Source organism: Halobacteriovorax sp. YZS-3-1 (assembly GCF_047084945.1).
Lineage (GTDB): Bacteria > Bdellovibrionota > Bacteriovoracia > Bacteriovoracales > Bacteriovoracaceae > Halobacteriovorax_A > Halobacteriovorax_A vibrionivorans.
Window position 1 is genome coordinate 1,705,946 of the sequence record NZ_JBKIYI010000001.1, and the last position, 13,460, is coordinate 1,719,405.

Here is a 13,460-nt window from a genome sequence, read left to right on the forward strand (position 1 = left end):
CCATTATATGGACAAAATCTAGCAGTGCAAATTTATTTTATACAGCTTGTGTATTTTTGCATCGTGAAAGTCTTGTGGAATACTCCATTTGGTGAGGTCTTTGACGTTAAATGATTCTTGAACACTCTCATCAAGTTTAAAGCTGCGTAAATTATTTGAAAAATAGAGGGTCCCATCTTTCTTTAAAAGCTTTGCACAATTATTTATAAGCTCAATATGATCACTTTGAATATCAAAGAGCTTCTCCATTTTCTTTGACTTAGACATTGATGGAGGATCGAGAATGATGAGATCGTATTTTTCTTCTTCTTTTAAAATCTTTTGAGCGTTATGTGCTAAATACTTTAAGACATCTTCTCTTATAAATTTGTGTTTGTTTGGATCGATATCATTTAATTTAAAATTATCTTCTGCCCAATTAAGATAGGTGTTAGACATGTCAACACTGGTAACGATTGCACCAGCGTGGGCCGAGGCAACAGAGAGGCTTCCTGTATAGCAAAATAGATTTAAGACGTTTTTATCTTCTAGCTGTTCATTTGCTAGTTTCTGTCTAAGGGGCCTATGATCTAAAAAGAGACCAGTATCAATATAGCGATTAAGAATTAACTTAAACTGTATTTCACCTTCTTTTGAGTTAAAGACAAGATCTTGGTGTGTGCTCTCTTTTGTGTATTGAAAGGTTTCGTCTTGAACTTTTCTTTCTTTGATAACGATATTCTTTTCACTGTACTCACATTCATTGATCAAGGCGTCAATGAGTAGTGGGAGATGATTTTTCTTCTCATCAATTCGATCAATCTCTCTTCGATAAATCACGCAATATGGGCCATGACAATCGACAATAAATGGGAAGTCAGGAATATCTCGATCGTAGAGTCGATAGGAATCGATTTGATTTTTTCTGGCCCACTTTTTCTTATGTCGATAGAGTTTTTTTATTCGACCATGTATTGCACTCATTTCTGTCCTTGGTAACTAATCAGATTTACGTAAATTATGCTCTAATTTGAAAAAAAAGCAATTACTGGACTCAAGTTATCAGTTAATTCACCCGTTAAGTTGAATGATATTTTAGCTATTTATCAAATTTATTGATAAGTGAGGAGAGATTAATGAAATTATTTGGCAAAAGTGCGCTACTTTTCTGCGCTTCAGTTGCAATAACGTTATCGGCCAATGCCAGTGTTTTTACTTTAGGTGAAATGCTTTTAAAGCCTATTTCAATTAAATCAAAAATTGTAAAAGAAGGTGTTTCAGGGGCATCGGTAACGACATTAAAGGATTCTATTCGTACAAGTGTTGTTTCCTTAAAGCATGGTTATCCTGACTTAAGTACCGCACTGGCCGATATTAAAAATCGTGCAAATAGAGAAGACCAAGCAAAGATTGGTCGTGTTATGGCAGCATTGAAGATGTCTCATAAAGATGTAGAAGGTGAGACTTTTAGAGATGTTGTAAATGATCTCGCTTATATTGCTTCAGTATATGGTGAACAATCTGCAAAAGTTCTTAACTGTTCGTATTGTAAAGCAGATGAACTCGCAACATTAGGTTTTAGTAACAATCTTGTGAAAGTTGCTGATTCAAACTTAATGAGAGTTGTTCAAAGAGTACCTAAAACTCCTGCAGGAGTTACAAGATACATTTCTAGATTATCACGAAACAATAATATCAAAGATGCTTCTCGCTATCTAAATAGTAGTGAAAGAAGATCATATGCAATTTTCTTAAGCTTCTCTGAGCAAAGAGCTAAGAAGGAGTATCGTGAATTCTTTAATGCCGTTGCAAAATTTAGCAAAGGTAATTCTAGAGAAGTAACAATGGTCGGGCCAAGAGCTAAAAATTCATTTTGGAAGATTATTGATGGAAAGTTTTCACCTGAAAGAGCTGCAAAGCTTGCAAAGGCCATTGATGAAGCGGCCAATAAGCCTGTTTCACAAAGGGAAGATGCGTTCTTTAAAGAACTATACAAGGTGAGTGATAAGACTCCTGAGACTCTTTCAAGTATAGAAGAGCTTAAGTCTAAGAAATGTTTTTTTAAGTAATTAATTTTTATAAAATATACAAAAAGGTATGACCTATGAGTAAAACAAACAAAAAATTTAAAGATCTCTATTTGCCAGTTCTTGGAACTGTTGCGATTGGAACCGCTGCTTGGTTTGGTATTTCCCACGTTAAAAATAGTGATTATCGTACGCCATCATCAGATGGTAACTATAAAACGGCCTATGAAGCCTGGGCAGACCTCCAGTATTCTGGGGCAAGCTATAGCGCAAAAGCAGCACTTGTCGATGGTCAGACTCTTCCTGGAATGCTTGGTGGGGTAACTTTTGGTGCAGAAAAAGAAGCATCTTCAAGTTTACTTACACGTGTAATGACGCCACCAACTTCTTATATTAAAACAAAAATTGGAAATTTAAGTGCTGAAAAGCAAGAAGAGTTCTATCGTGACTTTCTTTCTAATTACGCCAAAGATGCTAATGGTTATCGTACATATAAAGATATGTTTACAGGAAAGAAAATCGATCTTGCTTCAGATGTTGTAGATTTAGAGGGGAACCCTAAGGTACTTGATCTTACAGAGCTTAAGGCAACAAATATTGAAGAGGCAAATTTAGATACTTTAAAAACAGTTTTTAATAACCTCTTTGATCAAATGGGGGATAAGCCTCTTTCATTTATTAAACCTACTGTAAGAATGAAAATGTTTAATGGAAATCTACCTGGCCTTCCAGATAAATTTCTTAAACAAAGATATGATTATTCTCAGTGGACTTCTGTTTTTGGAAAGGCGGAAAAGTTTATTAATGATGCCCACGCACACGGTGGTGGACAAGGTGGTGGTTGGGAAATCAACTTTCACGCTCAAAACACATATGGTGAGTTTGAGGAAATGGTCGCTTGGTTTAGAGAGTCACTAGCACAGGTTATTCGTGACCCTCAAACACTAGAGAAAAAAATCAAGCTATTCCAAGCTCCTGGCCACCAACGTATTGTATTTGCAAAACATCCTGAATTAGAAACAGGAAAACTTTCTGAGTTCTATCGTATGGTCCAGTCTTATATTGTTCTTAACGGAATTAAAGGGAACTCTGGAATTGAATTTGCGAATTATAAAAGTGTTCAATCTGAAGCAAACTTAAGTAATCTCTATCATGGTGGCCGCGGTGTAATTAGACCTGATGATCAGTGGAAACCTTGGGTTAGAAATACTGGCGGACTTGGTATTGAATTTAGAGCGGGGACAAAGAATCTTGCACCGGCTCGTTTTTATCAAACAACACTTGCAGCTAGAATTGCAGCTAATGACTTTAGTGGAATTGCAGACATTGCTGATTATAATTTAAATAGTTCATCGTTTCAGACTGCACAGAGTATTTCAGAGCGTTTTGGTATTGAACAAGACGTTGTTAAGCAGGCCCTTGATAATATGAATAAAGCCGGAATCAAAGACTCTTATCGAGTCATGTATTGGGGATGGACTGAGCCAGGTGTTGCTTTCATCGGTGATACAAAAAGAGAGATTATTAAAAACTTAGTTAAGGATTATACGCAAAAGGTTGCTCTAATGGACCCAAATATGGATCCTTCGCAATTGAAAAATGAAATTCGTGAAATGAATCGTACATGGGTTTCAGCTTCTAAGCTTATTGATGATCTTGAAAACTATATGCGTCCTAAAGATATGGACTATAACGAATTAACAATGGACTTTAAGGCCAAGGTTGATGCTCCTAATCGAGTTAATAATCCAGTTGACGTTAATGATATCGATCTAGGGGTTGAGTATTCAGGTAAGTTCCCATTAAGACTTAAGTCAATCACTTCTAAAGAGAGACTTGAAGATGGAAAACGTGCATGGGTACAAACGATTATTGATCTATCTTCACAAGAAAGAGAAGCAATTATTAAGAGAGTTGCTAAGGACCTTTACGATCAGATTGGCGGTGAAGAAGGTGAGCCACCTGTTAAGCTAGAGGTTGATGGGCACGGCCACGGTTTAGATGTAGCCTATGCTATTCGCGACTCGAAAGGTCGTAAGTGGCAAGTTGAGTGGGACGGTATTGGACGTTCGTATACTCCTGAAGGTGAAATCATCGCAGATTCTCCACGTGGTGGAACGATAGAGCTTATTACACCAAAGTTCACACCAACAATTGAAGAAGTAAGTGCAGTTTATAAAGCATTTGAGAAAAATAATGTTCTACCGTCTATTATGGCCGGTGGTGGTCACGTGAATATTGACCTAGCTGCATTTGATAATAACCCTAAGGCCCTTGCAAGATTTTTAACGATCTTCCATGAGCACAGAGGGATTATTTCACTTATGTTCCAGCATATTAATCGTACTCACACTTCTGAACAAATAGAGATTAGTGATACCCTTAAGAATGCGCTAAAAGACTTTAACGGAACAGAGGAAGAGCTTAAAAAACTTCTTTATAATGAAAGATACTTTAACACTCGTTTTGGACGTAAGACACGTTACCTACAACTTGATGTTTCAGCTTATTTCCAAGATGTAATTCCTGAAGAGTTTGTAACAGATGATTTCGATATTTCAAATCCTACAACAGACTGGAGAAGAACATTTAGAGTTGACCCGAAAATTAGAAAAGCTGAGTTTAGAATGTTTAATGCGCCAAGAGATGCTGCTGAATCAGCAATGCAAATTAAGCTAGTTCGTGCAATGCTTGATAAGGCAATTAATTCAACTGAGCCTTTAGATGGCGAAGTTGATAATACAACTCACTTAGATTATGTAAAATCTCCAGCTACTGTTGAAGATGACTTAAAGAAACTTTGTGATGACTTAGGTCTTGATGTAAATCAATTTAGAACTGCTGCAATGGAAGGATTATCAACTTCACAAATTGAGAGTCAGAAGGTCTTCTTTAGAGATATTGAAGAGAAAATGGCGATTCATCCACATCAACGAGGCTGGGGACAGGCCGTTGATGCTAGAAGTGAAGAGAATGCTTTAAACTCTACTGGCCGTCAGTGGACACCAGGTCCTGCAGATGAGCTAAATACAATGAATAATGATCATCGTATTAGAGCTGCTATGGCCGCTCAAGAAATGAGACAAGAAATTGTACCAGCTCGTGAGCTACCTGGAGAGTTTGTTCGAACCAATAGTTGTGACGAATTAATCAATGAAATTCTATAAATAAAAAGGGCCCGTGGAGGGCCCTTTTTTATGCTTGTAAATCTTGAATATAATCCATGAAAACTTGATGTCTTATTGGTTTATAGAGTATGTCGTGTGCTCCCATCTCCTTAACCTCATCTAGTGAGACCTCTTGATGGGCCGTAACGAAAACAAACTTCTTGAAGTTGAGACCTTCTGAAATAAGATTCTTTAGAAAATCAATTCCATTCATTTTCGGCATACGAATATCAGAGAAAATAAAATCGAATTGACCATTCTTCACTTTTTCAAGTGCTTCTTCGCCATTATAAGCGACTTCATAGTCTAGGCCGATTCGATCAAACATATATTGATATAATTCGACTAACTCTACTTCATCTTCTACAAATAAAAATTTCAATTTCTTAACCTTTTTTTTTGTTCAATAAGGTGAAGATAATAATAGTTAATTTTTATTTGATTTACAAGACATATTTAGTTTAGTTTAGTTAACTATTTAAAATCATTAGTCTTGAAAAATTCCACTTCTTCAAATTTTTCTTGGGCCAGCTTTAAATCCCACTCCGTGCGATAGATAAAGCATATACGCCCTTTTATATCGTAGGCGATATTAGCAGAATAACGCGACACAAATTCATCTTTCATCTTCTCTGTTGGAATTTTAACCCAGCGAATACCTGTATAAGGGAAACCTTCATATTCTCCTTTTACATTGTACTCATCCTCAAGTCTTCTTTGTACAACTTCAAATTGGAGAACACCTACGGCACCAAGAATCTTTTCAGTTGAATTATGTCTTTTAAACAATTGAACAGAGCCTTCTTCTGAAAGTTGTTGAAGTCCTTTATCAAGCTGCTTTCCTTTCATTGGATCTTTTAATAAAACTCTTTTAAAGATCTCTGGGGCAAAGCTTGGAATTCCTGTAAATTGGATAATTTCACCTTCAGTGAATGTATCACCAATCTGTAATTTTCCAGAGTCGTGGATTCCAATTATATCTCCAGGAATTGCATACTCTGTGATCTCTCTATCTTGTGCTTGAAACATAAGAGGAGTTGCAATCTTTATCTCTTTACCAGTTCTTGCAAGAGTAACTTTTTGTCCTCTTGTGAATCGCCCAGAGCATACTCTAATGAATGCAACACGATCACGGTGCTTCTTATCCATATTTGCTTGAATCTTGAAGACAAATCCAGTGAACTTCTTTTCACTTGGATCAACCATACGTGTTTCTTCTTTTTCAAATGGGGCCTTAAGAACTTCACGCTCTCCAGGGCCTGGAGCAAATTTTGAAAAAGTATCAAGAACTTCTTTAACTCCAAAGTTATTAAGGGCAGATCCAAAATACATTGGAGTCATGATACCTGCTAAAAATTCTTCTTCGTTAAATTCTGGCATTAATTCTTCAATCATCATTAGGTCTTCTTCAAGTTTTTCTAGAAGAGTTTCACCTACAAATTCTTTAATGTGATCCGCTTTTAAATCGCTTGCATCGATAATATTTGGGCTAAACGGATCTTTAGCATCTTTAAAACTCATAATAGTTTTATTGCGAAGATCGTATACACCTTTGAACTCAACACCTGAGCCGATTGGCCAAGTCATTGGAACACATTGAATTGAGCAAGTTTTCTCCACATCGTCGATTAGCTCAAACGGGTCAAGAGCATCACGATCAAACTTATTACAAAAAGATACAATAGGAGTGTCTCTCATACGACAGACTTCCATTAACTTCTTTGTCTGTGCCTCAACCCCTTTCGCTGAATCAATCATCATAAGAACACTTTCAACAGCTGTAAGAGTTCGATAAGTATCTTCTGAGAAGTCCTTGTGACCAGGAGTATCGAGTAGGTGCATGGCCCTTTCATTATATGGGAATGACATAACTGAAGAAGTAATAGAGATTCCACGCTCTTTTTCCATCTCCATCCAGTCAGATTTAGCATAATTACCTTGCTTACTTTTTACCATCCCAGCGCTTCTTACAACTTGACCAAACCATAATAGCTTTTCTGTCATTGTTGTCTTACCGGCATCCGGGTGAGAGATGATTGCAAATGTTGCTCTTTTTAAATCTTCCATAGTTACTTCTTTCTTGTCTTTTCAGTTAGTATTTTATTTAATTTCTTTCGCTTCTATAAGGGCCACTTATATCTGAATTAAGCTTTGTTAATAACAAGGCTTAACAGTTCAAGACCCCTTTGTAATATTTACACGTGCAAAAATGATAGGTTGTAACTTCCAAAATCACATCGTATAAATCACAGACATATGTAGCAGGGATTGATGAATAAACATATCGATAAAGTTGTGTTGTTGTTCTTTGTTCCCCAAATTCGTGTTAATTTTCGTGTTGTTGTTTATTCTCGAATTATTCGTATGTTTTTCAATTCCTGCTACTTCAATATATAAACGCCAGTCACTGACTGGCGTTTTTTATTTCTATGCTTCTTTTATTTCTCTGTGTTTTTTTCTAATCATTTCAACTACTTCGATTGCATCATTTAGCCTTAATTGCTTAGGCGAAACTTCGTCACTTGGTAGCTCCCACAATTCTTTAAGCTCTGTGTAGAATTTTAGATTCTTATTGGCCCATACCTCATCTACTTTCTTTATTGGTGTAAAGTGCGGTGCTGTTTGAAGAACTTCTGGAGAATCGCTTAAAACATTCTTGATTGCAATGAGTACATCACAGAATTCATCTAGTTCTTTTTTAGTAAATGATTCAGTTGGCTCGATCATTAAACCAAAAACTTCAGGGAAGGCAACTGTTGGAGCATGAAGTCCAAAGTCTAAAAATAGCTTTCCAACCTTTGCAATGATTTGATTCTTTGGTGTCCCAGATTTTTCAATATGAGCAAACATATCATCACTTAATGTAATAATAAACTCATGCATTCTCGGTGTATTGTCTGCACCAAGAGGTAGCATTGGATATACATCTTTAAGTTTATTAAATAAGTACCTTGCACTTAAAACTGCAATTTGTGACATCGTAACAACGCCGTCTTGACCGAGGGCCTTAAGGTAAGTGTATGCACGAACTTTGTGGGCAACATTTCCATCGTGACGGTGAAAGTCTCCGATGCATTTTTTTGCACGTACTTTTTTAAAGCTTCCATCTGAAAGTTTTTCAACTTGAGTACCTGGTATATAATCAACGAGTTTGTCACTTACTGCTACAATAGCATCTCCTGGTCCACCTCCACCATGTGGAATAGTCCAAGTTTTATGTAGGTTATTATGGCAAGCATCAACACCAAGCTTTTCTAAAGAGACAATACCAGCAATTGCATTCATATTGGCCCCATCCATATAGACAAGCCCATCTACTGAGTGAATTAGGTCTGCAACTTCTTTGAAGTTTTCTTCAAAAACACCTGCTGTATTTGGATTTGTAACCATGATACCGGCAATGCGATCACCATCTGTTTTAATAATCTCTTTTAATTGCTCAAGATCAATTTGACCTCTTTGGTCAGCATCAAGAGTGATAATTCCGACTTGTTTTCCATCCACTTTACCAGGAACAAATCCTGCCACTGCAGCAGTTGCTGGGTTAGTTCCATGCGCTGATTTTGGTATTAAGATAACATTCTTAGTTTGCGCATTTCCTTTATCAGCATGGTATGCTTGAAACATTTTAATACCAACAAGCTCTCCTTGAGCTCCTGCAACTGCTTGAGTTACAACACCTGGTAGTCCTGTGATGGCCTTAAAGTCTTCTTGAATATTATAAAGGAGCTCAAGAGTTCCTTGAGTGTATTTATCATCTAGGTCTGGATGGGCCATTGTGAAGCCTTTTAGACCTGCTGCCCAGTCATTTACGTATGGGTTATACTTCATTGTACATGAACCTAGTGGATAGATCGCATCATCAGGAGACACATTTAGCTCTCCACATTTATCATAGAAGGCCTTTACTTCTTCTAATGTAAATTGAGCTATCCCTGGTGCGTCTGTACGTAGGAACTTTTCTGGTAAATCAGGCATGAATACATCTGCATTTTCATCACCTGTGAAATTATTTTTAAATACGCTAATAAGCTTGTCGATATCTTCTTGTGAATGAAGATCACCAAATGAAATCTTTAATAGATTTCCTTCTAGCCCGTGGCGTCCAGTGATATCTTTTCCTATAACAATATCATCATTAGAGTTGATGAAGTCTTTTACTGGCTTATTGATTTTTAAAACGACTTCATTGAAATAAGGCGCATTAAAAGCTAATTCAACACCATCAAGGTGTAAAATATTAGCAAGGAAGTATTGTGTGTTTTGTCTTGAGATCCCAAGCTTCGTTTCTAGCCCTTGATCACCGTGAGCAAGAAGGGCGGCTCCTGCAATTGTTGCTACAAAAGATTGGTTAGAACAAATATTACTCGTTGCCTTCTCTCGACGAATATGTTGTTCACGAGTCGATAGAACCATTGCTAGACATTGTTTATTATTCATATCAACTGCATTACCAACATAGCGGCCAGCAGTTTGACGGATTTGATTCTTGTTCTTTTCGTTAAATCGAATACCGAAAATACCAAGACCAGGTCCTCCGTAATTTGCATCAAGACATAAGTGTTGGCCTTCACCAACAATCATTGTGACACCTGACTTGTCACTTCCGTACTCACTTGGTTTTTTAAGTCCTTTGTTTGCAAGAAGAATTGGATCAATAATTGCAATAGATGACACGTCATTTTCTTGGCATAAATCTGTTAGAGCATCGACATCTTCTAAAAGTCCAAGAGAGTTTACTTGTCCAAAGGCAAATGCAGCGATGTCTTTATTTGTAGTAAGGATCTCTTTTGTAATTTCGAAATCAATAAGTCCGCTTTCTTTATTAATAGGTGCCCATAAGATTTCTAATCCAGTATGTGCAGCATTTGTTTCAATTACACTTCTGTCTTGTGGGTAAATTGCCTCACTTACAAGAACCTTTGTTTTTTTTCTAGCTAAACGAACACCTGTTTTAAGTGCTTCAAATAAGCAAGTTGATCTTTCATAAAGAGAAGAGTTAATTGCTTCAAAACCAGTTAGTGCAGTTATTGCACTTGAATAGATCCAAAGAGTGTTTAGTGTTCCCTGAGACCTTTCTGGTTGATATGGAGTATAGGCAGTAGTAAGTCCGCGGATATTACATACGTAAGGAACAATATCGTGAATCTTATACTGTGGTAGTCCATCTCCTAAGTAATTAGTAGGGATGTTATTTTTCTTAGAGAGTGTATCTAAATTAGCTACTAGCTCGTCGTAGTTAAGGCCTTTTTCTAAAGCGATCTTTTCAGAGAATTTAACGTCATCTTTGATATGTGAAAAAAGCTCATCAAGAGATTTAAGACCTAGCTCTTTTAACATTGATTCTATGTCGTTATCACTAGCGCTAATATAATTCTTTGCTAGCTCACGGTTTATATCCTGAGAGTTTACCTTCAAACTTCTAGGATCAAATCCTAATTTATCGATTGTTGCATTAGAAACGTCTTGTGTGTGTGACATCCATTCTCCAATTGTGTTATAAATTGTGTCTCAATTAAGAATGATTTTATAACATAGAAACAACAGGCCATCTACTTGATTTTAATATGAAAAATGACGTAAAACTAACACCTATTCAAATTCTTGTTCATGGCATTGATATTAATATGAAATCATTAGAATCTCAGAACGATGCACTAGGTCTTTGGGCCAAACAGTTAAGAGATTTTGGTGTCGAATTTGAGATTTGTTCAAGCTTAACAGATGAGGTTTCTTATTATTTAGATTTTAATGGTGAACAGTTAAGTTTAATTGATTTGAAAAAATCATCTAAGCTAACACTGGATTGGGCCAAAGAATTAAAGTCACATCTCAAAAAACGCTATGCAGTTACTAAAGAGCCTCTTTTTCGAGCTCTAAAACTCAAGGGTGATGATTTAGCACATAATCTAATTATTGATGCAACAATGGGGACAGGAAAAGATGCTTGTTTATTATTAAGTTTTAAATGCAAGTTAATTTGTTTTGAAAGAAACCCATATGTCTTTGCGTTAGGATTATGGGCCTATTTGCAGGCCTGTGCTAGTGACGACGAAATGATTGCTCAAACCTTTAAAAATCAGATGAGGCTAGAATATGGCCAGGCCTATTCTAGTGAAATTCCCGCTGACTACGATCGCTGCTTTTATGATCCGATGTACGAATCAGGTAAGTCCAAAACAAAGAGCGCCCTTAGCCGTAAGGAAATGGAAACATTCAAAGAACTTGTTGGAAGTGACGAAGACCAAGCTACTATTTTATCTGAATTATGTAAGAAATTTAAGTTGGTTTGTTTTAAGAGGCCATTGAAAGCACCTAATTTAGAACTACCGGATGATTCTAGGTGTCAGAAAGTTGTCTATACAGGTAAATCCACACGTTATGAACGTTATTTTATCCCTTAAATACTCCTAAGAAATCATAGTCTTTTGATAAAGTTATTGTTATCATTTCAAGCGTTTAGTTACGAATTTTATTCAAAGGATATTCATGGATATTGTTATCTCACCTGCGAAAAAACTTAATTTTGACCACTCAGAAATTGAGCTTGCAAATAATGTCGAATTACAAACGCCTGCATTCATCGATGAGGCCAGTGAGTTGGCAAAGAAAATGGCAAAATTTGATAGTAGTGATCTTTCTAAAATGATGAAGCTCTCTGATAATCTTGCAAATTTAAATGTGGAGCGTTTTAAAAAGTTTAAGAAGACAAATGATCTTGGTGCGGCCGTCTTTAGCTTTGCTGGCGATACATACCAGGGACTAAATGCAAGTGAATTCAAAAAAAGTGAGTTGAATTACGCCCAAAAGCATTTAAAAATCTTATCTGGTCTATATGGTGTTTTAGCACCACTTGATGAGTTAAGAGCTTACCGACTTGAGATGGGAACACGTATCAACGCAGAAGGATTAACAAATCTCTATAACTTCTGGGGCGATAAAATTGTTGAAAAAATCAATGAAGACGCTAAGAAGAATAAGTCTAAGTACCTTGTGAACCTCGCTTCAGAAGAGTATTTCAAAAGTGTGAAGAAAGATAAGCTAGTTCCCGAATTAGTAAATATACGCTTTCTTGATTGGAAGAATGGTAAATATAAAGTGATCTCATTCAATGCTAAAAGAGCACGTGGAATGATGGCCCGTTATATTATCGAAAATAAAGTCAAAGATATTGAAGGTCTCAAGAAGTTTAATGTGGCCGGATATCAATATGATGGATTTGATGAAGCTAGTAACGAATTAATATTTAAAAGAAGAGAAGAATAATAAAGGAATTTATATGAAGAAGTACGATATTTATGGAATGGGAAATGCCCTTGTTGATATGGAATTTAAAGTTAGTGATGAATTCTTAACTGATCACTTAATAGAAAAAGGTCTTATGACTCTTGTTGAAAAGGAAAGACAAGATCATCTTCTTAAAGCTTTAAGTGGTAATAACGTTGGTCATTCCAGAGCATGTGGTGGTTCTGCTGCAAATACAATTATTGGTGCGACTCAGCTTGGAGCAAAGACTTTCTACTCTTGTAAAGTTGCAGATGATGAGACAGGAGAGTTCTACAAGAATGATCTTCTTGCTAATGGTGTAAAGTCTAATATTGAGCAAGGCCTATATGATGGTGAAACAGGTAAGTGTCTCGTTATGATTTCAGATGATGCTGAAAGAACAATGAATACTTTCCTTGGAACAACTGCAACTTATTCAGATGATCAACTGGATCTTGCTAGTCTTGGTGAAAGTAAGTGGCTATATATGGAAGGCTACCTTGTTACTGGAGCTGCAGGCATTGCTGCTTGCGAAACGGCAAGAGATTATGCACGCAAAAATGATGTTAAAGTTGCATTAACTTTTTCTGATCCAGGTATTGTTGGATTCTTTAAGGATGGTTTTAAGAAAATGATCGGAAGTGAAAAACTTGATCTTCTATTTTGTAATGAAGAAGAAGCGAAGTCGTTCACAGGATTAGATAATATAGATGATGCCTTCAATGCTCTTAAAGAAGTTTCTCATACATTTGCTATTACTGCAGGGGCCAAAGGTGCTTACTTATTCGATGGAAATGAGCGTCTAAACGTTTCATCTCCAAAAGTAACAGCTATGGATACAAATGGTGCAGGTGACTTATTTGCTGGAGCATTCCTTTATGGGATTACTAATGGCCTAAATTACGCTCAAGCTGGAACACTTGCTTGTTCTTGCTCAGCAAAACTTGTGACTCAATATGGTCCAAGACTAGAAAAAGAAACAACTCAGAGTATTTTAAAAGAAGTTTTATAGAAGGTATTA

Annotated in this window: 9 protein-coding genes; 5 read left to right on the forward strand and 4 right to left on the reverse strand. The window is 36.4% G+C overall.

Going from position 1 to position 13,460, the window contains the following annotated elements; all coding sequences use genetic code 11:
• Positions 1 to 18 precede the first annotated feature (18 nt).
• Complete coding sequence (locus tag ACMAZI_RS08190; protein WP_412473404.1) at positions 19 to 963, reverse strand: class I SAM-dependent methyltransferase; 945 nt, start codon at positions 961 to 963, stop codon at positions 19 to 21.
• 152 nt (positions 964 to 1,115) lie between these two features.
• On the opposite strand from ACMAZI_RS08190, the gene ACMAZI_RS08195 reads away from it, so the two are divergent.
• Together ACMAZI_RS08195 and ACMAZI_RS08200 are read left to right on the forward strand one after the other, a co-directional pair.
• Positions 1,116 to 2,048, forward strand: a complete 933-nt coding sequence (locus tag ACMAZI_RS08195) for a hypothetical protein (protein WP_115362834.1) — start codon at positions 1,116 to 1,118, stop codon at positions 2,046 to 2,048.
• A gap of 35 nt (positions 2,049 to 2,083) precedes the next feature.
• On the forward strand, positions 2,084 to 5,173 hold the full coding sequence (locus tag ACMAZI_RS08200) for an amidoligase family protein (protein WP_412473403.1): 3,090 nt from the start codon (positions 2,084 to 2,086) through the stop codon (positions 5,171 to 5,173).
• A gap of 28 nt (positions 5,174 to 5,201) precedes the next feature.
• On the opposite strand, the gene ACMAZI_RS08205 is transcribed toward ACMAZI_RS08200, so the two are convergent.
• The 3 genes from ACMAZI_RS08205 to gcvPB all read right to left on the reverse strand — a co-directional run bounded on the left by ACMAZI_RS08205 (position 5,202) and on the right by gcvPB (position 10,654).
• On the reverse strand, positions 5,202 to 5,555 hold the full coding sequence (locus ACMAZI_RS08205; RefSeq protein ID WP_115362830.1) for a response regulator: 354 nt from the start codon (positions 5,553 to 5,555) through the stop codon (positions 5,202 to 5,204).
• Positions 5,556 to 5,647: 92 nt separating this feature from the next.
• A complete protein-coding gene (locus ACMAZI_RS08210) occupies positions 5,648 to 7,240 on the reverse strand; it encodes a peptide chain release factor 3 (RefSeq protein WP_115362828.1) in 1,593 nt (530 codons plus the stop codon).
• Positions 7,241 to 7,600: 360 nt separating this feature from the next.
• Positions 7,601 to 10,654 carry an aminomethyl-transferring glycine dehydrogenase subunit GcvPB gene (gene gcvPB, locus ACMAZI_RS08215; protein WP_412473402.1) on the reverse strand — a complete coding sequence of 1,018 codons (3,054 nt, stop codon included), beginning with the start codon at positions 10,652 to 10,654 and terminating at the stop codon, positions 7,601 to 7,603.
• A gap of 86 nt (positions 10,655 to 10,740) precedes the next feature.
• On the opposite strand from gcvPB, the gene ACMAZI_RS08220 reads away from it, so the two are divergent.
• From ACMAZI_RS08220 to ACMAZI_RS08230, 3 genes are all read left to right on the forward strand, one after another.
• Positions 10,741 to 11,577 (forward strand): class I SAM-dependent methyltransferase, encoded by an 837-nt coding sequence (locus ACMAZI_RS08220; RefSeq protein ID WP_412473401.1) that lies wholly within the window; start codon positions 10,741 to 10,743, stop codon positions 11,575 to 11,577.
• Between the two features lie 85 nt (positions 11,578 to 11,662).
• Positions 11,663 to 12,439, forward strand: coding sequence for a peroxide stress protein YaaA (gene yaaA / locus ACMAZI_RS08225; protein WP_334678497.1), 777 nt, complete (start codon positions 11,663 to 11,665; stop codon positions 12,437 to 12,439).
• Positions 12,440 to 12,452: 13 nt separating this feature from the next.
• Complete coding sequence (locus ACMAZI_RS08230; protein ID WP_115362820.1) at positions 12,453 to 13,451, forward strand: adenosine kinase; 999 nt, start codon at positions 12,453 to 12,455, stop codon at positions 13,449 to 13,451.
• The last annotated feature ends 9 nt before the right edge of the window (positions 13,452 to 13,460 follow it).

Coding starts and splice junctions, on each gene's coding strand:
- ACMAZI_RS08190 (WP_412473404.1), bottom strand. CDS start 963: ATGAGTGCAATACATGGTCGAATAAAAAAACTCTATCGACATAAGAAA.
- ACMAZI_RS08195 (WP_115362834.1), top strand. CDS start 1,116: ATGAAATTATTTGGCAAAAGTGCGCTACTTTTCTGCGCTTCAGTTGCA.
- ACMAZI_RS08200 (WP_412473403.1), top strand. CDS start 2,084: ATGAGTAAAACAAACAAAAAATTTAAAGATCTCTATTTGCCAGTTCTT.
- ACMAZI_RS08210 (WP_115362828.1), bottom strand. CDS start 7,240: ATGGAAGATTTAAAAAGAGCAACATTTGCAATCATCTCTCACCCGGAT.
- gcvPB (WP_412473402.1), bottom strand. CDS start 10,654: ATGTCACACACACAAGACGTTTCTAATGCAACAATCGATAAATTAGGA.
- ACMAZI_RS08220 (WP_412473401.1), top strand. CDS start 10,741: ATGAAAAATGACGTAAAACTAACACCTATTCAAATTCTTGTTCATGGC.
- yaaA (WP_334678497.1), top strand. CDS start 11,663: ATGGATATTGTTATCTCACCTGCGAAAAAACTTAATTTTGACCACTCA.
- ACMAZI_RS08230 (WP_115362820.1), top strand. CDS start 12,453: ATGAAGAAGTACGATATTTATGGAATGGGAAATGCCCTTGTTGATATG.